The 20,541-nt window shown below is 63.7% G+C and carries 15 protein-coding genes and 2 pseudogenes; 7 read left to right on the forward strand and 10 right to left on the reverse strand.

The window, feature by feature from the left end:
• Positions 1-132: 132 nt before the first annotated feature.
• Both ABIB91_RS00645 and ABIB91_RS00650 read left to right on the forward strand, forming a co-directional pair.
• Positions 133-684, forward strand: coding sequence for a cytochrome b (locus ABIB91_RS00645; RefSeq protein WP_354159109.1), 552 nt, complete (start codon positions 133-135; stop codon positions 682-684).
• A 165-nt stretch (positions 685-849) separates the two neighbouring features.
• On the forward strand, positions 850-1,491 hold the full coding sequence (locus ABIB91_RS00650; protein ID WP_354159107.1) for a glutathione S-transferase family protein: 642 nt from the start codon (positions 850-852) through the stop codon (positions 1,489-1,491).
• A 16-nt stretch (positions 1,492-1,507) separates the two neighbouring features.
• Here ABIB91_RS00650 and ABIB91_RS00655 read toward each other — a convergent pair whose 3' ends face one another.
• Positions 1,508-2,314 (reverse strand): Crp/Fnr family transcriptional regulator, encoded by an 807-nt coding sequence (locus ABIB91_RS00655; protein ID WP_219684973.1) that lies wholly within the window; start codon positions 2,312-2,314, stop codon positions 1,508-1,510.
• A gap of 275 nt (positions 2,315-2,589) precedes the next feature.
• Positions 2,590-3,684, reverse strand: a complete 1,095-nt coding sequence (locus ABIB91_RS00660; protein WP_354159105.1) for a SecDF P1 head subdomain-containing protein — start codon at positions 3,682-3,684, stop codon at positions 2,590-2,592.
• 259 nt (positions 3,685-3,943) lie between these two features.
• Here ABIB91_RS00660 and ABIB91_RS00665 point away from each other — a divergent pair.
• From ABIB91_RS00665 to ABIB91_RS00680, 4 genes and pseudogenes are all read left to right on the forward strand, one after another.
• Positions 3,944-5,852, forward strand: a pseudogene (locus ABIB91_RS00665) (acyl-CoA synthetase).
• A 166-nt stretch (positions 5,853-6,018) separates the two neighbouring features.
• Complete coding sequence (locus tag ABIB91_RS00670; RefSeq protein ID WP_502916930.1) at positions 6,019-7,863, forward strand: caspase family protein; 1,845 nt, start codon at positions 6,019-6,021, stop codon at positions 7,861-7,863.
• Between the two features lie 5 nt (positions 7,864-7,868).
• Entirely contained in the window at positions 7,869-9,689 is a 1,821-nt protein-coding gene (locus tag ABIB91_RS00675; RefSeq protein WP_354159301.1) for a caspase family protein, read from the forward strand.
• A 195-nt stretch (positions 9,690-9,884) separates the two neighbouring features.
• The gene (locus ABIB91_RS00680; protein ID WP_354159101.1) at positions 9,885-11,210 is read left to right on the forward strand and encodes an LVIVD repeat-containing protein; all 1,326 of its coding nucleotides are present in this window, start codon (positions 9,885-9,887) and stop codon (positions 11,208-11,210) included.
• Between the two features lie 109 nt (positions 11,211-11,319).
• Here ABIB91_RS00680 and ABIB91_RS00685 read toward each other — a convergent pair whose 3' ends face one another.
• Both ABIB91_RS00685 and purB read right to left on the reverse strand, forming a co-directional pair.
• Positions 11,320-12,492, reverse strand: a complete 1,173-nt coding sequence (locus ABIB91_RS00685) for a M20 aminoacylase family protein (protein WP_354159099.1) — start codon at positions 12,490-12,492, stop codon at positions 11,320-11,322.
• Positions 12,493-12,599: 107 nt separating this feature from the next.
• Positions 12,600-13,907, reverse strand: coding sequence for an adenylosuccinate lyase (purB, locus tag ABIB91_RS00690; RefSeq protein ID WP_007602341.1), 1,308 nt, complete (start codon positions 13,905-13,907; stop codon positions 12,600-12,602).
• 578 nt (positions 13,908-14,485) lie between these two features.
• On the opposite strand from purB, the gene ABIB91_RS00695 reads away from it, so the two are divergent.
• Positions 14,486-15,073 carry a TetR/AcrR family transcriptional regulator gene (locus tag ABIB91_RS00695; protein ID WP_354159096.1) on the forward strand — a complete coding sequence of 196 codons (588 nt, stop codon included), beginning with the start codon at positions 14,486-14,488 and terminating at the stop codon, positions 15,071-15,073.
• A gap of 132 nt (positions 15,074-15,205) precedes the next feature.
• Here ABIB91_RS00695 and ABIB91_RS00700 read toward each other — a convergent pair whose 3' ends face one another.
• From ABIB91_RS00700 to ABIB91_RS00725, 6 genes and pseudogenes are all read right to left on the reverse strand, one after another.
• Positions 15,206-16,402, reverse strand: coding sequence for a calcium-binding protein (locus ABIB91_RS00700; RefSeq protein WP_354159094.1), 1,197 nt, complete (start codon positions 16,400-16,402; stop codon positions 15,206-15,208).
• Between the two features lie 181 nt (positions 16,403-16,583).
• A pseudogene (locus tag ABIB91_RS00705) lies at positions 16,584-16,700 on the reverse strand (DNA-binding response regulator); the annotation flags it as partial.
• 86 nt (positions 16,701-16,786) lie between these two features.
• On the reverse strand, positions 16,787-17,083 hold the full coding sequence (locus tag ABIB91_RS00710) for a hypothetical protein (protein WP_007602351.1): 297 nt from the start codon (positions 17,081-17,083) through the stop codon (positions 16,787-16,789).
• A gap of 102 nt (positions 17,084-17,185) precedes the next feature.
• Positions 17,186-18,223 carry an MBL fold metallo-hydrolase gene (locus tag ABIB91_RS00715; RefSeq protein WP_354159092.1) on the reverse strand — a complete coding sequence of 346 codons (1,038 nt, stop codon included), beginning with the start codon at positions 18,221-18,223 and terminating at the stop codon, positions 17,186-17,188.
• A gap of 240 nt (positions 18,224-18,463) precedes the next feature.
• Complete coding sequence (locus ABIB91_RS00720) at positions 18,464-19,114, reverse strand: response regulator (RefSeq protein WP_354159090.1); 651 nt, start codon at positions 19,112-19,114, stop codon at positions 18,464-18,466.
• Positions 19,115-19,121: 7 nt separating this feature from the next.
• Positions 19,122-20,492, reverse strand: a complete 1,371-nt coding sequence (locus ABIB91_RS00725) for a sensor histidine kinase (RefSeq protein WP_354159089.1) — start codon at positions 20,490-20,492, stop codon at positions 19,122-19,124.
• Between the last annotated feature and the right edge of the window lie 49 nt (positions 20,493-20,541).

Raw genomic sequence — 20,541 nt, forward strand, 5'->3', positions numbered from 1 at the left:
GGCGGTTTTGCGGCAGGGGCGCTGAGGGCTAACCTGGAACGATTCAATTTCGCGATTGCCGCATGGTCCCGGTATCAGCTGCCGTACTGCGGTGCGGATAGGGACAGGCCCGCAAAACTCCGGAGAGCCGACATGATCAGAAATACCAGTAACGGCTGGGGCAGCATTTCCCGATGGCTGCACTGGAGTCTGGCGCTGACCATCATCGGCATGATTGGCTTCGGGTGGTGGATGAACCACGTCCCGGCGCGTCCCGACCGCTTCTTCTACCGCTCGATCCACGCCGATATCGGCTATGTGATCCTGCTGCTCACGGTGCTGCGGCTGGTCTGGCGCCTCGTCAACCCGACGCCCGCCATGCCGGCCGAGACCTCGCGCTGGCAGAAGGTCGCGGCCCATGTCAGTCACGGCGCGCTCTACCTCGCCGTCATCGTCGTCACCATACTCGGTTGGGCGCATTCCGGTGCGCACGCACCTGATTATTCGGACTTCTTCGGCCTGTTTCACGTGCCGCAATTCACCGCTCCCGACCGCGCGGCGGCGGGCGCCTATGAGGACCGCCACATCCTCTTTGCCTATGTGCTGCTCGCCTTGATCGCGGTTCACGTGATCGCCGCCCTGTGGCACCATTTCATCCGCCGCGACCGCGTGGTCGCGCGGATGGTGACGGACGAGGCGGCGTAGGGCGGTCTCTCCACATCGTCATTGCGAGCGCAGCGAAGCAATCCAGAGTGCCTCCGCGGAAAGATTCTGGATTGCTTCGCTGCGCTCGCAATGACGGAGTATGATGCAGCATCGCGACAAGCACATGCCGGCGCAATCGCCGAAATCATCTGTCCAGGAGGCCTCATGCTCACCGTCCATCATCTCGGCAAGTCGCAGTCCGAGCGAATCGTCTGGCTGTGCGAGGAGCTGGGGATTCCCTACGAGTTGAAGCGCTATGCGCGCGATCCCGTCACCATGCTGGCTCCGGCCGAGTACAAGGCACTGCATCCGGCTGGCACGGCGCCTGTGATCACCGACGGCGAGCTGGTGCTGGCGGAATCCGGCGCCGTCGTCGACTACATCGTTGCAAAATATGGCGACGGCCGACTCGTGCTCGGTCCCACTGACCCCGCCTTCGCGCAGTTTTTGTATTGGCTTCATTTCGCCAATGGCACCCTGCAACCCGGCATGGGACGCATGATGATCCTGAGCCGGCTGGATCTCGCCAAGGACAATCCGACCCTGCTCGCGATGAAGGGGCGTCTCGATCGGGCCTATGATCTTCTCGACGCAAGGCTTCGCGAGGCCGAGTACCTTGCGGGCAGTGCCTTCACGACCGCCGACATCATGACGGTGTTCTCACTCACCACCATGCGCTACTTCCAGCCCTATGACCTCCAGCGCTGTCCGAACCTGGTCGAATATCTCGGCCGCATCAGCGCGCGGGCGGGCTATCGGCGCGCAATGGAGAAGGGCGATCCGGGCATGGTGTTGCTCTTGAACTGAGCGGCCGCCCAATCGATCACGCGATCCTGTTCGTGGTGGCCGCCCGCTCCGTCGCCAGCTGATTCTGCAACCGATCGATGTTTTGCAGCAGGCGCTGGCTGGTCAGTACCAGGAAGTAATAGCCGAACTGCGGATCCTGGAAGTAGATCTCGAGCAACCGGTCATAGGTAATCGTCAGCACCTGCCCGTCTTCGATGCACTCGATCGTTCCGGTGCGCCGGTTGCCCGGCGTGAGGAAGCCGAGCTCGCCCATCAGCGCGCCCGGCATGATCTCGATATTGATCTCCTTGACCAGGAACTTGCCGGTGACTGTGAGGAGCATCTCCTTGGCTGGATCGCCGAGTTTGAACAGCGTGTCGCCGCGGCGATATTTGCGTTCGGTCATGAACGGCTTGAGCCATTCGATCGACATGTCGCCTTCGGCCGCATGGCGCGCCTTCTTGACGAGTTTGAGCATCTGCCGCAGGCGCAAGGCGTTGATCGGTAGCAGCAGGAGATAGAGCAGGAAGGTCGAGACGTTGGCGGAGAGCGCGCCGAACACGGCGAAGAGCGCGCAGCCGACCATGTTGGCGACGCGCAGCGGCACCATCGTTCGCATCAGGAGGGTGGCGACGAAGAAGCCGGCGCCGACCGCGGCGAACATATTGGCCAGCGTGATGTTCTGGACGAAGATCTCCAGCATCCGATTGAAGATCGAGTCATAGGTCACGTTGTTCGGATCGAGGCCCATCTGGACCAGGATCTTCGCGATCCTGAGATTATCCGTTGCCGCCTCGAGAATGCGATCGAGGATCGACGAAATGTCTGCGCTGCCGGACGGCATGGTACTATCCCCGTGTAAGGCCTTCAGTCACGGTCGTATTCTCGACACCTATAGCCGAAATCGAACGACGACCGCTTGAATGAAGCTTTGGGCCGCCGTGCCGCAAGAGGCAAATTTTAGCCTGATCGGGCGTTTCGGCAATTGCCTGTTTGGCGGTGCGTATGGCCGTGGCGCGCCCGCGATTCGGGTACCACCGGGTCCGAGCCTCGGCGTGGTGGACCTCGGCGTCCGGCCGGGCGGGGCGGGACCAGGCGTGCGTGGGGGCGATCCCCGCCTTAGGGCTTGGCGGGCGGCACGACCTGTTGCTCGACCAGGCCGAGATGCCCCGGCAGCGAACCGGCGCGCAGCAGCATGGCGACGCTGTTTGCTTCCTCCAGGGTGAAATTGCCGGAGATCTGGCCCGAGCCGCCGGTGATGGGCTCGCGGATCACGGGAGCGGAGATCACCTTGCCGTCGAGCACGATGGCGAAGGGCTTTGCGATATTCTCCTCGGTGATGTGGGCAAAGCGCCGCGTGCCGCGGCCGTTGAAGCGGAACGAGGCGATCGGCTCTTTCGTGGCGCTCGCAAACCCCGGGCCCGCATAGCTGATGTCGTCGCCGTCGAGCACGCTGTCCTTGGCGACCAGATAAAGGGTCTTGTCCTTGAAGCCGGGCAGGACTTCCGTGCCTGTCGGCGGCGTGCCGGATTGCGCCTGCTCCGCCGGCATCGAGAGGTCGATCAGGCGGAAGCCGACCTTGACCCTTCGGGCGAAGACCGCGGTGACGCGCTCGGGCTCCATCACACCGGGCAGGAAGATTCGGATGCGGTCGGAGCCATCGGGCTGGACGCTGGCGAGCTGGACGCCGGCCTCCTTCAGACGCTGCTCGATCATGGCGATGGCATCTTCGACGAGTTCGTGCAACCGCGCGGCGGATGCCGCATTGGTCGGCGCGAGCCTGACCAGTCCGTCGCCGCCGTCGGTCACGGCGAGTGCATGCGACGGCAATCCTTCCGCTGCCGACGCGAGCTTGCGTGCGAGTTGCTCGCGGCCCTTGACGTCGGCAATCTTCAACTCGACGCCGCCGTCGCGGATCGCAAGACCGGAGAAGGCGATCTTGCCCTCGCGCAGGGTCTTGTAGACGTCGTCGCGCAAATCCGTGACGACGCTCTCGCGCAGGCCATCGGTGTCCACCTTGTAGACGATGCGAGACCCGCCGAGCTTCTCCATCTTGTCGCCGATGAAGGCCGAGATCTTGGCGCGCATCTTGTCGAGCTGGCCGTCCTCGGCGAGTGCCGCGCGGGGCAGGGCGATCACCGAAGTCAACATCCCCGTTGTGACGGCGAACGCGATGAACAGCCGGGTGGCGCAATCCCGCGGGGGCGTAGTCATGATCACCTCAAGTCTTGCGGCAGGGCGCTGGCAAGGGCGCTGCAATGTGAGTCCGATGCCAGTTCTTGGTCCCCGGATCGGGCGCGCAGGTTCAAAGGCCTGTGCCAGAGCCCATTGTCGCGGACGTTAGATCATGGACGAACGCCAAATCATCCATCATTCTGCCCATGCTCGGCCGGCCAATCGGTCGAGGCCCCGCCAGCCCCAAAAGTCAAAAGACAGGGCGCGGGGACATGCATCTGAGGGAGGACGGAATTCCATGGCGGGCATCCACGCGCTCGATCGGCTCATCGGCAGCGACTATCCGGACCTGGCGACGGACGCCGAAGTTCGGGCCTTCGAGCAGGTCGCTTACGCCGATCGCGTCGCGGCCGAGAGCACTTACGACGCCATCAGGCTCGGGGCGACCCGCAACCCCGACGGACCGGCGATCCAGTTCCTGCAAAATGCCGATCCCGCCGACACGCCGGTCGTGGTCACGTACCGCGACTTCATCGCGCGCGTCACGCAGGCCGCCAACATGTTTCACGCGCTTGGCGTGGAGAAGAGCGACGTCGTCAGCTTCATGCTGCCGCTGCTGCCGGACGCCTTCGTAACGCTGTTCGGCGCGGAGGCCGCCGGTATCGCCAATCCCGTCAACCCCCTGCTGGAGCCGCACCAGATCGCGGAGATTCTGGAAGCGGCGAACACAAAAGTCCTGGTGGCGCTCGGGCCGATGCCGGGCACAGACATCTGGCAGAAAGTCGAGCAGATCAGGCCGCAACTCAAGCATCTCAAGGCGATCGTACAGGTGTTCGGTGGCGGTGACCCGGGGGAAGGGAGTCTTTGCCTTCAGCGACCTGATCAAGCAGCAGCCTTCGGACCGCCTTATCAGCGGACGCAAGATTTTAGGCAGCGACATCGCCGCCTATTTCCACACCGGCGGCACCACCGGCACGCCAAAGCTGGTGCGGCACACGCATGTCAACCAAGTCTATCAGGCCTGGGCGCTCAATCTGCTGCTGAAGTCGAAGCCGGGCGCCAACATGCTGTTCGGCATGCCGCTGTTTCACGTCGGGGGCTCGTTGACGCAGGTGCTGACGACGCTGTCGGCCGGCGGCTCGCTGGTCGTGCTGTCGCCGAGCGGATGGCGCAATCCGAATGCGGTCAAGAACATCTGGCAACTGGTCGAGCGCTTCAAGCCGGAGGCGCTGTCGAGCGTCCCGACGGTGCTCGCCGCAACGCTCGCGGTGCCGCCTGGCAATACCGACATCTCCAGCCTGAAATATGCAGCTGGTGGCGGCTCGGCGATCCCGGTCGCGGTGGGGTCTGCGATCCAGGACAAGCTCAAGCTACCGGTCGTCGAGGTCTACGGCATGACCGAGACCTCGAGCGTGCACACGCTGGCCTATCGGTCGCGGCCGATCCGGCTCGGTTCGGTCGGCCTTCCCATGCCTTACGCGCGGGTCCGCATCGTCCAGCTCGATGCCGAGGGCAAGCTGATCCGCGACTGCGCGCCGGACGAGATCGGCGTCGTCATCATGGCCGGTCCAGGCGTGTTCGGCGGCTATCTCAACAACGAGCACAACAAGGGTGCCTTCGTCGATGAGGTCTGGGTCAATTCCGGCGATCTTGGCCGGCTCGATGCCGACGGCTATCTCTGGATCACCGGCCGCGCCAAGGATCTCGTGATCCGCGGCGGCCACAACATCGATCCGGCGCCGATCGAGGAGATCATGTTCCGCCATCCCGCCGTCGGCTTCGCCGCGGTGGTCGGCCAGCCCGACGCCTATGCCGGCGAACTGCCGGTGGGCTACGTGCAGCTGAAGCCGGGCGCGACCGTCGAGCCGGGCGAACTCGAGACATGGGTGCGCGAGCGCACGCCGGAGCGCGCGGCTATCCCGGTGCAGGTCATCCCGATCGATCCGATGCCGGTGACGGGCGTCGGCAAAGTGTTCAAGCCGCAGCTGCGCTGGGACGCAGCCCAGCGCGTGTTCACGAAGGTGCTGACACCGCTCACTGAGCGCGGCATCGACTGCAAGGTCAGGGTCGGCGCTCACGGCAGCCACGGTTCGATCGCCACCGTGACGCTGGCGGGGCTGCCGGCGGATCAGCGCGAGGGGGTTGCGAGCGAGGTGCACGCACTGCTTGCACCGTTCGTGATGCGCCACGAGGTGGTGCAAACGTAACGGACTTAACGGGGGGCTTTGGCGTAAGCTCGAAAGCAGGGCGACGCTTCGCCGCATTAGTCATACCCCCGATAGAGCCCCCTATGTGACAAATATCACATAGGAAGAATTGGCAATTGAGCGATGGTCCGAATAGTCTCGTGGAATTGCATCCGGGGGGACGCAAGTGATTCCGTTTCGGATATTTGCTTTGTTGATTTTGGCCATTGGCCTCGCCTGCGGACCGGCCCATGCGGACCGGCGGGTGGCGCTTGTCATCGGCAATTCCGCCTACAAGAGCGCGCCCAAGCTCGGCAACCCCGTCAACGATGCCACTCTGGTCGGCGGCATGTTCAAGAAGGCGGGATTTGATTCCGTCGACGTCAGGCTGGATCTCAGTGCGAGCGAGATGCGGCGCATGTTGCGTGAGTTCGCCGGCAGGACGCGCGATGCGGACATGGCGGTGATCTATTACGCCGGCCACGGCATCGAGCTGGAAGGCACCAACTATCTCATTCCGATCGACGCGACGCTGGAGACCGATGGCGACGTGCTCGACGAAACCATCCCGGTCGAGCGCGCGCTGTTCGCGGTCGAGCCGGCCAAGCAACTGCGCCTGATCATCCTGGACGCGTGCCGTGACAATCCGTTTTCCAAGACCATGAAGCGGACGCTGGCCTCGCGCGCGATCGGACGCGGGCTTGCCAAGGTCGAGCCGACCAGCCCGAACACCATGATTGCTTTCGCCGCGAAGGCCGGTTCGACCGCGTCTGACGGCGATTCCAAGAACAGCCCGTTCGCCGTCGCTTTGGTCGAGCACTTGCCGAAGCCGGGCCTCGATTTGCGCAAGGCGTTCGGCTTCGTGCGCGACGACGTGCTCAAGAGCACCGGCTACAAGCAGGAGCCCTATGTCTACGGCTCGCTCGGCGGCGACGATGTGCCGCTGGTCGCGACCAAGCCGGCAGCGACCGGTCCGCAGGCCAATCCGCAGGATTCTATTCGCAGGGATTACGAGCTCGCGCTGCAGCTTGCCACGCGCGACGGTTGGGAAGCATTTCTGGCGCAATATCCCGAGGGGTTCTATGCGAATCTCGCCAAGGGCCAATTGAACAAGATCGGCGCCGAGGAGACGCGCGCGTCGGCCGAGCAAAAAGCGAATGCGGCCGAGCAGCAGAAGGCAAGGCTCATTGCCGAACGTGCCCAGAAGGCCGAGCAGGACAAGGCGGCTGCGGCGGCCAAAGCCGCCGAAGAGGCGCGGACCGCGGCGGAGAAACAGAAGCAGATCGAGCAGGCGAGAGCGGACGCGGCCGAGCAGCAGCGCAAGCTGGCCGAAGCTGCCGCGGCAAAAGCACAGGCCGAGAAGCAGGCGGCGGAGAAGGCCAAGGCCGAGCTTGCCGCCAGGCAGGCCGCCGAGAAGGCGGAGCAGGCCGCAAAGCCTGTGGCCGATCGGCAGATGCCTGAGGCCGAGCAAAAAGTTGCAGCCCTTGCGCCAGCGCCGGCATCCACATTGTCGGCGGCCGATCTGACAAAATCCGTGCAGAGTGAATTGCGCCGCGTCGGCTGTCTGTCCGCCACCGCGGACGGCGACTGGAGCGCCGCCTCGCAGCGCTCGCTGATACTGTTCAACAAATATGCCGGCACCCAGTTCGACGCCAAGCTCGCCAGCGTCGACGCGCTCGATGCGCTGAAAGCGAAGCCAGGCCGGGTTTGTCCGCTGGTTTGCAATTTCGGCTCCAAGGCCGACGGCGACCAATGCGTGAAGATTACATGCCGCGCCGGCTATCGCGTCGGTGACGATAACGAGTGCGAGAAGATTCAGGAGAAGAAGCCAGCGCCTACCGCCCGCGACGAGCCGAGAAGGCGCGACCAAGACCGGAAGGACGCAGAATCTGCGGCACCGAAATCGCAAGCGTCCGGGCAGATGATCTGCAACAACGCAGGATGCAGGCCGATTGCTAAGGGATGTCGGCTCGCGTTGGTTCCCCATCCCAGCAACGCCAGCGTCAAGATCACCGGTGAGGTGTGTAACTGATGGCGATGCCTGCCCTCCGAGATTGCGCCCTCGGGCTCAAAGTTCTTGTTCTGATTGTTCTGGCGAGCTGCAGCCCGGCCCTCGCCGACAAGCGCGTTGCGCTCGTCATCGGCAATTCTGCCTACAAGAACGCGCCGCGGCTCGCGAACCCGGTGAACGACGCCGGGCTGGTCGGCGGCATGTTCAGGAATGCGGGCTTCGATACGGTCGAGATCAGGCTGGACCTCAATGCCAGCGAAATGCGGCGATCGCTACGCGAGTTCGCGGCCAGGACGCGCGATGCCGACATGGCGGTGATCTACTATGCGGGCCACGGCATCGAGCTGGACGGCAACAACTACCTCGTTCCAACCGATGCCATGCTGGAAACCGACGGCGACGTCCTCGACGAGACCGTCGCGCTGGATCGCGCGCTCTATGCGGTCGAACCGGCCAAACAACTCCGTCTCGTCATCCTCGATGCCTGTCGTGACAATCCTTTTGCCAAGACGATGAAGCGCACCCTGGCCTCGCGCGCGATTGGTGGCGGACTTGCCAAGGTCGAGCCAACCAGTCCGAACACGATGATCGCGTTTGCGGCCAAGGCGGGATCGACGGCGTCGGATGGCGACTCCCGCAATAGCCCGTTCGCGGTCGCGTTGACCGATCATCTGCCGAAGCCCGGGCTCGATTTGCGCAAGGCGTTCGGGTTTGTCCGTGACGACGTCTTGAAGAAAACCGGCAACAAGCAGGAGCCGTATGTCTATGGCTCTCTGGGTGGCAGCGATGTGCCGCTGGTGCCGGCAAGGCCGGCCGCCGCAGCCGGTCCGCAGGCAAATCCGCAGGATGGTGTGCGCAAAGACTACGAGCTTGCCCTTCAGGCCGGCCTGCGCGAGGCCTGGGAAGCATTCCTCCAGACCTATCCGGACGGCTTTTACGCCAACCTCGCCCGCGTGCAGTTGAAGAAGATTGCCGCCGAGGAGGATCGCACGGCGGCGACGGAGAAGGCGCGTCTGGCCGAACAGGAGAAGGCGAGGCTCGCGACCGAACGAGCCCAGAAGGCCGAGCAGGAGAAAGCGGCCGCTGCTGCGAAAGCCGCGGAAGAGGCGCGGATCGCGGCCGAGAAAGCCAAGCAGGTCGAGCAGGCCAAGGCGGAGGCGGCCGAACGAGATCGCAAGGCGGCGGAAGCTGCCGCGGCCAAGTCGCTCGCAGAGAAGCGGGCGATGGAGAAGGCAGCAGCTGAGGCGGCAGCGAAGCAGGCAGCGGACAAGCAGGCGGCTGATGCCGAAAGCAGGAAGGTCGCGGCGCTGTCGCCGCCGTCAAGCTCCCCGCCGTCCGGCGATCTCACGAAGTCTGTTCAGAACGAACTGCGCCGCGTCGGCTGTCTGTCGGCCGCCGCCGACGGCGACTGGAACGCCGCAACGCAGCGCTCGCTGACGCTGTTCAACAAATATGCTGGCACCCAGTTCGACGCGAAGCTTGCGAGTGTCGACGCGCTCGATGCGCTGAAGGCAAAGCCGGGACGGGTCTGCCCGCTCGTATGCAATTTCGGCTTCAAAGCCGACGGCGATCAATGCGCGAAGATCACCTGCCGGGCCGGCTATCATGTCGGCGACGACAATGAATGCGAGAAGGTACCGGAGAAGAAGCCGGTGGCGACGCGCGAGGATTCGAAGCGGCGGGACACGGATCGGAAAGAAGCGGAATCTGCTGCCCCAAAGTCGCAAGCCTCAGGACAGATAATTTGCACGAGTGCTGGATGCAGGCCGGTTGCGAAAGGGTGTCGCATTGTGCGAGATCCAAGGCCGGGTAGCGCGGGCATGTCACAAGCGGAAGTGTGCAATTAGTCGTGCATCGCTGAGCACTGCATCCTCGTCTCGAGCTCTTGCAAATTGCTCGAGTGCTTGGACCATCCGGCGCATTCAATGCGCGCCGGGAAGGTGAGCATGCACTGATGCCCTCGGCGCTCATCAGGGGCGTGAACTTCTCAGCTTGCATGCCTTGCCGCGAGCGAGCATCATCCTCCAAAAAGGGGGAAACCGATGCCACAACTCTCTCGCCGCAGCCACCTTCAGCAAATGTCGGCCGTGCTCGGATCCGCCGCGCTGCCTGGGTGGTCGAGGTCCGCATCGGCTTCGGAGGCAGACATTCCCCCCGAGGGCATCGGCAAGGGCATCAAGCACATCTCCTATAGCGACATCGGCGGACGCCCCGACAGTGTGCAGGTGATGTTCAACCGGCAGCACGTCTATGTCGGACACATGTTCAGCGACGGCGTGACGATCCTGGACGCATCCGATCCGCGTGCGCTGAAGCCGGTCAATTTCTTCACCGCAGGGCAATACACCCGCACCCATCATTTACAGGTGGCGGAAGATTTGCTGCTGCTTGCGAACGGCGCCAACATCGTCGCGATACAGTCCTACGACAACATGCGCGGTTATTTCGAGAACACGCTGGTCGACAGCATCACCAAGGCCAAGAAATTCCGCTGCGGCCTCTCGATCCACGACATATCAAAACCGAACGAGATGCGCGAGATCGTGTTCCTTGAAATGCCCGGCTTCGGCATCAACCGTCTGTGGTGGCCGGGCGGCCGCTATGCCTATGTGTCGGCGCATCTCGACGGCTTCACCGACCACATCCTCTGCGTGGTCGATCTCAAGACCATCACCAAGCCTGAGATCGTCGCGAAATGGTGGCTGCCGGGCATGAACCGTGCGGCCGGCGAGCCGGCGACGCCGAAGGGCAAGCGCTTTGCGCTCCATCACATGATCACGGCGGGTGATCGCGGCTATGCTGCGTGGCGCGATGGCGGCTTCACCATTCATGACATCAGCGATCCCATGAATCCGAAGCTGCTGTCCCACATCAACTGGTCGCCGCCCTTCGCGGGCGGAACGCATACGCCGCTGCCGCTGCCCAAGCGACAGCTTGCGATCGTCGCGGACGAAGCCAATGCTGATCAATGCGCCAAGGGCCTGTTCCATACATTCGTTCTTGACGTGCGCGCGCCTGGAAACCCGGTGCCGATCGCGACGCTGCCGACCCCGCGCGACCGCGATTTCTGCACGAACGGCACGTTCGGTCCGCATAATCTGCACGAGAACCGCCCGGGCTCGTTCCAGAGCGAGGAGACGATCTTCGCGACCTACAACAATGCCGGCGTCAGGGTGTTCGACATCAGGGACGCCTTCGCACCGAAGGAGATCGCGTATTGGGTGCCGCCGACACCGAAAAAGCTCATCGACCCGCGCCCGAACGTCGCGCTCGCGGCCAAGACCTGTGATGCGTATGTCCGGCCGGACGGGCTGATGTTCGTCTCCGACTGGAACGCCGGCATGCACGTGCTGCAATATCAGGGATGAGCGTGCAGGTTGTAGGGTGGGCAAAAGCGCGAAGCGCCGTGCCCACCATTCGCAGAGGAGAAGGCTCTGGTGGGCACGCTTTCGCTTTGCCCACCCTACGAGACCTGCGCTAACCCGCGGGCATCCGCGTCTCCACCAGGCGCGCCCAATAGGATGCGCCGTGGCCGAGAATGTTGTCGTTGAAGACGTAGGCCGGGTGGTGGCACTCGTTGCCGTCGCCCATGCCGACCAGAATCATCGCGCCGGGGCGCGCTTCCAGCATGAAGGAAAAGTCTTCGGCGCCCATCATCGGAATGAACTTGTCGTTGACGCGCTCGGCACCCACGATGTCGCGGGCGACGTCGGCGGCAAGGCGCGCCTCGCGCGCATGGTTCATCGTCACCGGATACATGCGCGTGTATTTGGTCTCGGCCGAGCCGCCATAGGCGCGCGCGACGCTGTCGGCGACTTCGCCGATGCGGCGCTCGACCAGATCGCGCACCTCAGGGTCGAGCGTGCGCACGGTGCCGCCGAGCTCGGCGATCTCCGGAATAATGTTGAAGGCCGTGCCGGAGTGAAATTGCGTGATCGAGATGACGGCGGACTTCAGCGGATCGACATTGCGCGCGACGATCGATTGCAGCGCGTTGACGATCTGGGCGCCGATCAGCACGCTGTCGATGGACTTGTGCGGACCCGCGCCGGCGTGGCCGCCCTTGCCGTGGACCGTGATCTGGATGTTGTCGGAGGAGGCGAGCATCGCGCCGGGCGTGGTCGCGAAATGTCCTTCGGGCAGGCCCGGCATGTTGTGCATGCCGTAGACTTCCTGGATGTTCCAGCGTGTCATCAGCCCGTCCTCGACCATCGCCTTGCCACCGCCGCCGCCTTCTTCCGCGGGCTGGAAGATCACCACGGCCGTGCCGTCGAAGTTGCGCGTCTCGGCGAGATATTTGGCGGCGCCGAGCAGCATGGCGGTGTGGCCGTCATGGCCGCAGGCGTGCATCTTGCCGGGGACCTTGGAGGCATAGGGCACGCCCGACGTCTCCATGATCGGCAGCGCGTCCATGTCGGCGCGCAGGCCAATGGTCTTGCCGGAGGCGGATTTGCGGCCGCGGATCACGCCGACGACGCCGGTGCGGCCGATGCCCGCCACCACCTCGTCGCAACCGAACTCGCGCAAGCGATCGGCGACGATGCCGGCAGTGCGGTGGACGTCGTATTGCAGTTCCGGGTTCTCGTGGAAGTCATGGCGCCAGGCGGCCATTTCGTCGGAGAGGGCGGCAACGCGGTTGACGATGGGCATGAGGAAGGTCCGCCTTGATTTGTAGCCCGGATGAGCGAAGCGAAATCCGGGATCTTTGTGGGAGAAGTCCCGGGTGTCGCTGCGCTCACCCGGGCCACCAATGACGCTCAGCTCTCGCCGAACACGCGCTTGAAGATCGTGTCGACGTGCTTGAAGTGATAGCCGAGGTCGAACTGCTCCTCGATCTCGGCGTCGGTGAGATACTTCTTCACGTCAGCGTCCTTCTTCAGGAGTTGGAGGAAGTCGCCTTCGCCGCGCCAGACCGGCATGGCGTTGCGCTGCACGAGCTTGTAGGCGTCTTCGCGGCTTGCGCCCTTCTGGGTGAGCGCCAGCAGAACGCGCTGCGAATGCACGAGGCCGCCGAGGCGGTCGAGGTTCTTCTGCATGTTGGCGGGGTACACGAGCAGCTTGTCGATCAGGCCGGCGAGGCGCACCAGCGCGAAGTCGAGCGTCACGGTCGCGTCGGGGCCCATCATGCGCTCGGCAGAGGAGTGAGAGATGTCGCGCTCGTGCCAGAGCACGACGTTCTCCAGCGCCGGCGTCACATAGGCGCGCACCATGCGCGACAGCCCGGTGAGGTTTTCCGAGAGCACCGGATTGCGCTTGTGCGGCATCGCGGACGAACCCTTTTGCCCTTCGGAGAAGAACTCCTCGGCTTCGAGCACTTCGGTGCGTTGCATGTGGCGGATCTCCACCGCGAAACGCTCGACCGAGGACGCGATCACGCCGAGCGTCGAGAAATACATCGCGTGGCGGTCGCGGGGGATCACCTGCGTCGAGATCGGCTCGGGTACGAGGCCCATGGCCTTGGCAACATGCTGTTCGACGCGCGGGTCGATCTGGGCAAAAGTGCCGACCGCGCCGGAGATGGCGCAGGTCGCGACTTCCTTCCGCGCCGCGATCAGGCGCTCCCTGGCGCGCGAGAATTCCGCATAGGCATAGGCGAGCTTGAGGCCGAAGGTCACGGGCTCGGCGTGGATGCCGTGGCTGCGGCCGATGGTCGGCGTCATCTTGTGCTCGAGGGCGCGCTTCTTCAGCGCCGCCAGCACCTTGTCGAGGTCGGCGAGCAGCAGGTCGGCGGCGCGGGTGAGCTGGACGTTGAGGCAGGTGTCGAGCACGTCGGAAGAGGTCATGCCCTGATGCACGAAGCGCGCTTCGGGGCCGACGATCTCGGCGAGGTGGGTGAGGAAGGCGATGACGTCGTGCTTGGTCTCGCGCTCGATCTCGTCGATGCGGGCGACGTCGAAAGTGGCGTCCTTGGCCTTGGCCCAGACCGTCTTGGCGGCCTCCTTGGGAATCGTGCCGAGCTCGGCAAGGGCGTCCGCCGCATGCGCCTCGATCTCGAACCAGATCTTGAACCGGGTCTGCGGCTCCCAGATCGAGGCCATTTCCGGGCGAGTATAGCGGGGGATCATTGGACTGCTCCAGGAAGGTGGGCGGGCGACCCAAAGGGCGACACCGGCCAGAATGTTTTTTACGCCGTGATCTAGCAGAGCGGGGAGGGCGAAACAAACGGCGCCGGCAAGGTAGCGGGGGATGATTGGGCTGGGCGAGGTTCATCGCCCCGGACGTGGCGGGCGACGGGCCAGCCCGGCGCCCCGGAGCTGCAGAAATTAACTGTCAATCACGAACCATTGACTGACAGATATTGAAATCTGTCAGCGAGACGTGTATATCCGTTCTCGGACGCTCCAATTGGGCGTCTGGCGGCATCCCGAGAGCCCGACGTCCCAAGCAAATGGGGGATTGAGGGCTGCAATTGAACAACGGGGACCGCCAATTGATTGGAGACTTACGACAATGACGACCGAAATCATCAATTTGACCGGGACGATTGGGCACTGGCTCAATTTACTGGTGGCGCGCCAAATCGCGGCGCAGGCTGCAAAACTGCCTCATTAGGGCGAGAGCTTTCCGAAACGACCGGCACGGGCGCTTCGGAAGCAGCTCCGTCGCCGGGTAACTGAGCCCTCAACGGGAACATGGTGCTGGCATGAACGAAGCCGTTATCTTGACGCCGGAGCGGATCCTCGAAGTCACCGAGGACGTACTGCGGCGCTACGGGCTCGCCAAAGCCACCGTGGTCGACGTGGCTCGTGCGCTCGATGTGAGCCACGGCAGCGTCTACCGCCATTTCCCGAGCAAGGCCTCACTGCGCGAGGCCGTCGCCAAACGCTGGCTGGACCGCATCGACGCGCCCTTACGCCAGCTTGCCGAAGAGCAGGGCCCGGCCCCTGACAGGCTCGACCGCTGGCTGCGCACCCTGTTCGCCGCCAAGCGTTCGCGCGTGCTCGACGACCCCGAGATGTTCGAGACCTATCTGACTCTGGCGCGCGAGGCCTGTGCAGCCGTCAAGTGTCACAAGGACACCATGATCGACCAGATCGCGGCGATCCTGACCGACGGCGTGAAGCAGGGCGTGTTCGAGGTGGGCGACGTCAAGGCCACCGCACGCGCCATCTTCGATGCGACCGTCCGCTTCCACCATCCGGCCCACGCCGACGAGTGGAAGGACGCCGATCTTTCGGCGCGTGTCGATGCGACGCTGGCGCTGGTATTGCGCGGGCTGAAGGCGGCGTGAGGTTGCGGAGCCAACGCGTATCGCAGCTTGGCGCTTGATCCGCTCCTGCTCATGCCTTTGGCAGGATGACGGGCTTGGCCTCGACGATTCTCTCGTGACCACCATCCCATCATCCTGCTTGGCTGTGAGCCGTCAGATGACGAAGTCCGTTGGATGCAGGGCCGCCGTGTGCACGCCGTCCAACGTGATCGTATCGTTGGCGGTGAGGTGGATCACGGCATCGCCGGCGCTATTGTCGCCGATGAGGCTGGAGACGGCTGCCCAGTCTGCGAAGCCGTAGTCATGCAGGTTGATCAGGTCATGTTCGGTGGTGGTGCTGCCGACAGCCTGGTTGCCTTGATTGAAGTCGTTGATGATGTCCTGGCCGGAGCCCGTGTTGAAGACGAACGTGTCGTTGTTGGGCCCGCCCCACAGGAGATCATTGCCGGCGCCACCGTTGAGGGTATCCGTGCCTCCGGTGATCGAGCCGGGTGAGGAAGGAGCGTAGCTCATCGCATCGCCCGCCAGGCGATCGGGGCTCGATCCGCCGGTGAGGATGTCGTTCCCGCCGTGAGCATTGCCCGACATTGTGGGAGCGTCGCCGGTCAACGTCGTGCTGAAAGCAGCTCGCTCGCCATCGACGACGGCGGTGAGGATATCGTTCCCGCCCTGAGCATTGTCGGACATGGACGTTCCCGAATCCCCCGACAGGCTTCCTCCCCCGAGCTGGGCGTCGCTGCTTGCCGCAAAGGTCAAGATGTCGTTTCCGCCAACCGCATTGTCGGTCATGGCGCCAATGGCATCGCCGCTGAGTGCGTCGCCGCCGCCATTTATCCCATAATCCGTCGCGCTCAGCGTATCATTTCCGCCGTGCGCATTGCCGCTCATGGCACCACCAGCGTCCCCGCTGAGCGACCCGAACGATCTCCAACCGGTCGACGCCGTCAGTGTGTCATTTCCGCCTCCCGCGTTGCCCGACATGTCGCCTTGGACATCGCCATAGAGATAAACATTGGTGTAGAGCGAGTTGTGGGCATCGACATTGAGGGTGTCGTTACCGCCCTGGCTGTTGTCCGCCATGGATTGGGCATCGCCAACGGCAACGGCACTATCCCAGCCGCCATCCACGCTCACCAGGAGACTGTCGTTTCCTCCGTGAGAATTGCCATGCATGGCCACCAGGTCTTCCCCAACGAGCGTCACGTTCGAGTTGAGACTCGATATGGCTGCCGTCAGCGCATCGTTTCCGCCCCAGTCATCGGTTGCCAACCCGGGATCTCCGAGCACGGTCATGGATTGACCGAAGTCCGGCAGGGTGACTGCGATGGTGTCGTTTGGCAGTTGGTGCATGTCGCTTCACTCCGATTTCATTTCAGTCGCGGGGCCTGAAAGCAGCGGAGCTCTTTGCGAGACGCGCTGTGGCCGCGCTTGACGTCGAATCTGCTCGGAGTTGATGGCGGAGATTTGCTTTGGGTTGGATTTCATTGCGACCAAAGGAACTTCGGCGCGGGGTGGCGGAACTCGGCGGACGCTAGAAATTCGTCAGCCCGCAAGCCGCTGCGAGCCGCACGAGCTGCGCATCCGTACGCGCGCCGGTCTTCGTCTTGATCAGATAGTGATAGTTCTGCACCGTCTTGACGCTCACGCTGGTATTGCGCGGGCTGAAGGCGTAGGCCAACTTCCTTCACGCGTTCCGAAGCCGTCACACCTGACGTGACCTGTCGCGGTTCTATCTCAGACCTTATGGGCAACGCCATTGCCGAGCGAGCGCGGATGATGGGTCTTTTTTCGCGCGCGTAGGGCGGCGTTGGCCGATGGCACGACCGACGGGCTTTCCGGATAGGTATTGACTTCGATTTCGACCACGTCCTTTGACCGCTTTCGAAGGCGGTAGAACGCAAGTTCCTGTTCGAGAATGGGGCAGTGGAATTGGATCGTCGCTGTGTCTGGCAGACGGCAGAGTTCATCGATGAGCTCGCCGACAGTGATGATCGGGGGATGATGGATGGCTTCGCGGATAGCCTTACTCATGGCGCAACTCCCTCACTCCGCTACTAACCACGGCGCGACGGCGTCAGTTCCAATTCTATCCGGCCACACGTGATCTAAAGGTGCGAGCCGCGCGCCAGCGCCCTAAAGCGCGGGTGCCAACCGCGAGCTGCGCAACCGCAATATGCCGAACGGGTCTTCGCGCCCCGCGAGTTTGCGATAGGTCGCAAGGTCGTCAAGCGTCGGACCTTCCCCGCGTCTGACATTCACGCCCGCAACCGTTGCAACCGGAATCGACGTGCCGAGGCCTGCGTAGAGATAGTTGTCGCCGAACGCCGTCTTGAGCGCGGCAAAAGTCGGCTCACCGGTGCAATGTCCCGGGGCTACGCTGTCGACCTTGAACCTGTCCTTCAGGGCGGTAACGACTTTCGCGATAGCTTCGTCAGGTGCGACGACCAGATGAAATCCTCCCGCGATGAGATGAATCCTGGGATTGATACCCGCCGCCGCTTCGACGATGCGCTCGATCCCGGGGTGCGAGCAACCGACCAGAAGGACCAAGCCGTCGGCCGTGTTGACGGCCAAGGACAGCTCCTTGAGTTCTCTCGTCCCCGGTGCGTCGGAAATCAGCGAGATAAGCGTGATACCGGGAGCGATCTCGGTGGTCTGATCGATCAGTTCGAAGTTCGCGTGGGCCCATGCCGTGCCGAACTTCATCGTCGCGGGCGGCTTGCCTGAATAGTACCGCATCTCCGGCGGCAAGGCCTCGTCTTTGCGGTAGAAGCTGGACGGCAAGGACGAGCCGTAGATGCCAAATCCCTCCTTTGGCGCGTAGATCTTGACGGTTGGATTGATGCTCAGGAGGTAGGACAAGCCCGCCATGTGATCGGAGTGGCGGTGCGAAAGAACGACAAAGTCGAGGTCCGAGAGATCAACTCCCTTGGCCTTCACGTTCGCCGCGAATATTTCGGGATCGTTACCCGTATCGAACAGGATGCGTTTTCCCGCGATTTCGACAAGGGCGGAGAAACCCCAGTCCTTTGTCATCGCGTCATTGGTGCCGAAGGCGTCATAGAGAATGGTGATCTGGTCTTTCGCCTCAGCTGCCGCGCTTTCCGTAAGCCCGGTCGCGAAAACGCTGGAGGCGATCAGTGCTGCAAGAAGGCTGTCCCTGATGTTCATGGAAGCGTCTCCTGTTGTCGTGCAAGACATACAACGGGAACGAGGGCGGCTTCGAGAGCCGTCCAAATTGGCTCCAGTCGAAAGATCGGAGCCGGACACACATCCACTGGCCGCTTGATGCTGGATGCCGTGCCTGTGGTGGAGCGTAGCACAATCTAAGAGAGACTTGGAGACCTTCGTTGGGGGTGGCCAGTCGGGGACCAGATATTCTGGTCGCAGCGAACGGCACGCCGTCACCCTCTAGATCTTCGTCAGTCCGCAATTCGCCGCCAATCGTACGAGCTGCGCATCCGTGCGCGCGCCGGTCTTGGTCTTGATCAGATAGTGATAGTTCTGCACCGTCTTGACGCTGAGATTGAGATTCGTTGCGATCTGTTCGGTCGTGGCGCCGCCGGCGAATTGGCGCAGAATCTCGATCTCGCGTTCTCCCAGTTGATCCAGCGCAGAGCCCGCCGACAGGCTGTCCTCGGCCAGGATGTGCGCGATGTCGTCGCTCATGGCGCGTTCGCCGCGCGCCACGCTGCGGATCGCGGACACGACCGCGGACGGCTCGCTACTTTTGGTGACGAAGCCGCTGGCGCCGGCACTGAAGGCTGCCTTCACCAGCACGGCCTCGTTGTGCATGGTGAAAACGAGGATCCGCGCCCGCAGGCTCCGCGCGCGGATGTTGCGGATGGCTTCCAGCCCGCTCGCGCCGGGCATGGAGATATCCAGCAAGACCACATCGGGATCGCGCGCCTTGAAGGCGCTGTAGGCATCCGCGGCGTTGTCGGCTTCCGCCACGACATGCAGATCGCCCTGGCTCTCCAGCACGCGCCGATAGCCCTGCCGCACGATCGGATGGTCGTCGACCAACAGCACGGAGATGCCTGTTGCCATAATCTCGTTCATCCCGGCCTCACGCGGCGAGCGGGATGGTGGCGGCGATGCTGAGTCCGCCTCGGGCGGGCAGGATCGAGAATGATCCGCCGGCCGCTGCGACGCGCTCGCGGATGCCCGTGAGGCCAAAGCCGGCCGACTGCTTGACGCGTGCTGCGTCGCCGCCGCCATCGTCATCGACACGGATCAGCAATGCATCGTCGTCGCCCGTGCGCCGCTCGACGTGCAGAGAAATCTCGCGTGCCGTGCCGTGGCGCAACGCGTTGGTCAGGCATTCCTGCGCGACGCGATAGGCGGTGGTCGCGGCCGGGCCGCTGATGTCGGTGAGGTCGCCCCTGAGATCGAGCTGAATCGTCGGCCGCACCGAGCTCTGCGAGCGCCAGCTATCCACCAAATTCACGAGGCTCGCTTCCAACCCAAGCTCGGCGGGCAGGGGATTGCGCAGGCGCTTCAGCGCGTCGCGCAGCGAGGCCATCAGATGATGCGTGGCCTGTGAGATCATCCGCGCGTCCTGCACGATGTCGTTGCGCTTGTCTGCCTTCGTGCTCGCCGTCTCGATGGTGTTGGCGAAGGCGAGGATGGCCGAGAGATTTTGTCCGAACTCGTCGTGCAACTCGCGGGCGAGCGCGCGGCGTTCGTCGTCGCGGATCTCGATCAGGCGCCGCGTCAGCGCCGCGCGCTGTTCGGTCGCCTCCTCCAGCCGGCCGCCGAGCTCGCCGACAGCGCCGCCGATCATCGCCAGCTCCATCGAGCGGAAGCGCGGCAGTTTCGTGCGATACTGGCCGCGCGCCATGCGCTGCAGGGCGGTCACGATCGTGCGCGCCGGCGCCAGCGCATGCGCAATCGCGAGCGACGCCAGCAGCGCGATCGCCGCCGCCATCAAAAGCGCGACGTCGATCACGTTGAGGACGTATTCCCAGGCGAGCGAGATGGCGGCCGCTTCATCCGGCGTCGCGACCACCGTTCCGGCGGTCGCCGCGCGGGGACTGACCGGCCGTATCACTTCGGCATGGCTGCCGAGGAAGGTCGGCACAATCGAGGCGAACCAGCGCGGCGGCGTCTTGCCGAGCCCCTCGCTCTGGCCGCAGAGCGGCTTTTCGAATGCGATGGCCGGTTGGAACTCGACGCAGACGCCGGGTGAGATCAGCTTCATCGTCTCCAGCGTGCGCCACTCCGGAACCGGCAGAAGCTGCTCGCGCGTTCTGCTGCTACGCAACAGGAATTCGTGCCAATACAGAGCCTGAAGCGCCTGGGCGACCCGCTGCGCCGAGGCCGCAGTCGCCCGGTCGACGCTGCGATAGGCGTCGAATGTGGCCCAGATGGTCGCCGCGCCAAGGCAGAGCACGACGATGAGAAACAGACGGGCGATAAGCTGAAGCACAAGGCGCATGCGATCACCCCAAAGTTTGGTAAGGTCAGCCTAACAACGCCGCCGCGCC

Source organism: Bradyrhizobium sp. JR4.3 (assembly GCF_040547695.1).
In the GTDB taxonomy this organism is placed as follows: domain Bacteria; phylum Pseudomonadota; class Alphaproteobacteria; order Rhizobiales; family Xanthobacteraceae; genus Bradyrhizobium; species Bradyrhizobium canariense.

Coding starts and splice junctions, on each gene's coding strand:
- ABIB91_RS00660 (WP_354159105.1), bottom strand. CDS start 3,684: ATGACTACGCCCCCGCGGGATTGCGCCACCCGGCTGTTCATCGCGTTC.
- ABIB91_RS00725 (WP_354159089.1), bottom strand. CDS start 20,492: ATGCGCCTTGTGCTTCAGCTTATCGCCCGTCTGTTTCTCATCGTCGTG.
- ABIB91_RS00710 (WP_007602351.1), bottom strand. CDS start 17,083: ATGAGTAAGGCTATCCGCGAAGCCATCCATCATCCCCCGATCATCACT.
- ABIB91_RS00650 (WP_354159107.1), top strand. CDS start 850: ATGCTCACCGTCCATCATCTCGGCAAGTCGCAGTCCGAGCGAATCGTC.
- ABIB91_RS00715 (WP_354159092.1), bottom strand. CDS start 18,223: ATGAACATCAGGGACAGCCTTCTTGCAGCACTGATCGCCTCCAGCGTT.
- purB (WP_007602341.1), bottom strand. CDS start 13,907: ATGATCCCCCGCTATACTCGCCCGGAAATGGCCTCGATCTGGGAGCCG.
- ABIB91_RS00675 (WP_354159301.1), top strand. CDS start 7,869: ATGCCTGCCCTCCGAGATTGCGCCCTCGGGCTCAAAGTTCTTGTTCTG.
- ABIB91_RS00700 (WP_354159094.1), bottom strand. CDS start 16,402: ATGCACCAACTGCCAAACGACACCATCGCAGTCACCCTGCCGGACTTC.
- ABIB91_RS00680 (WP_354159101.1), top strand. CDS start 9,885: ATGCCACAACTCTCTCGCCGCAGCCACCTTCAGCAAATGTCGGCCGTG.
- ABIB91_RS00720 (WP_354159090.1), bottom strand. CDS start 19,114: ATGAACGAGATTATGGCAACAGGCATCTCCGTGCTGTTGGTCGACGAC.
- ABIB91_RS00645 (WP_354159109.1), top strand. CDS start 133: ATGATCAGAAATACCAGTAACGGCTGGGGCAGCATTTCCCGATGGCTG.
- ABIB91_RS00685 (WP_354159099.1), bottom strand. CDS start 12,492: ATGCCCATCGTCAACCGCGTTGCCGCCCTCTCCGACGAAATGGCCGCC.
- ABIB91_RS00695 (WP_354159096.1), top strand. CDS start 14,486: ATGAACGAAGCCGTTATCTTGACGCCGGAGCGGATCCTCGAAGTCACC.
- ABIB91_RS00655 (WP_219684973.1), bottom strand. CDS start 2,314: ATGCCGTCCGGCAGCGCAGACATTTCGTCGATCCTCGATCGCATTCTC.